This window comes from Virgibacillus halodenitrificans JCM 12304, from assembly GCF_001310895.1.
GTDB lineage: Bacteria > Bacillota > Bacilli > Bacillales > Amphibacillaceae > Virgibacillus_Q > Virgibacillus_Q halodenitrificans.
In genome coordinates, this window is sequence record NZ_BAZS01000073.1 from 1 (window position 1) to 957 (window position 957).

The window sequence follows — 957 nt, forward strand, 5'->3', positions numbered from 1 at the left end:
GTAAATAGGTTGGGTAAATTCCCATGGCGGGAATGGTAATACGGGATAACTGTGTTCCATTCTTATAAATAGAAGAGCCTATTTTTTCTGCTTGGCAGTTTGGGCATTGATCCACTTCATATGTTAATGTCGCCTTTATAAACTTACATGTCTTTCCCTTATGTTCTCCATACGTCACTGCATTTTCGTTCACATAAATATTCTTATCTTGAATATCTAACAAATTTCTTATATCATTAGATATAGACAAGTGAGTTCCCTCCCAGGATTAGTGTTCAGCGACTTTAATTCTACAGGGAATCTCACTTGTTTTCTATTTATAAACACAAAAATGACGTAGGTGAGTTTTCCCCACCAACGTCATTTATTGTACAACCGCTTTTTTAGGTACCAAGAAATATCTTGAGAAATAAACAATAATTCACAATATAGATAAACTACGACGTAACTTGGTAGTAGTTTATCTCATTTTAAGGAGATGAATGGACCCATTGATTTCCACTGCAGGGGGGACGCTTTCACACCTCCGGGTACAAGTGCGACATCTGTTCGTTACCTCACAGTGTCTTCTTTGCCGCCCGGCATGGCTTCAGCCGCTTCCTCCGCTACGCTCCGTCCAGGGTCTTCGCCTCATGCTATTCCGGCAGGAGTCGCGGGCCAACAGGACGTTGGTCATGCAATCGTTGCCACAGGACGTGGCGTTCTTAGATTGCCCCCTTCCGCTCCAATCAATTCGTACACAGCATATTCTGGGGTGTGCAGACGCAATTTTTCTTCCTAGGTATAATAGTAAATAGTAGCGAAGGAAAAATACGGAGACTCCTGGGGGAGATGAGGCATCGGTGAGACCCCGGAATGCGTAGCATGAGGAGGCTCATCAGCCGCCCCCGGAAAGCGCAGTATTTTTCCGTAGCGGTGTTATTTAGCTATTTTATATTAATTGGGAAATAAGTATCC

General features: G+C 43.3%; 1 pseudogene. It reads right to left on the bottom strand.

Going from position 1 to position 957, the window contains the following annotated elements:
• A pseudogene (locus tag JCM12304_RS18805) lies at positions 1–250 on the bottom strand (ISL3 family transposase); the annotation flags it as partial.
• Positions 251–957: the final 707 nt, after the last annotated feature.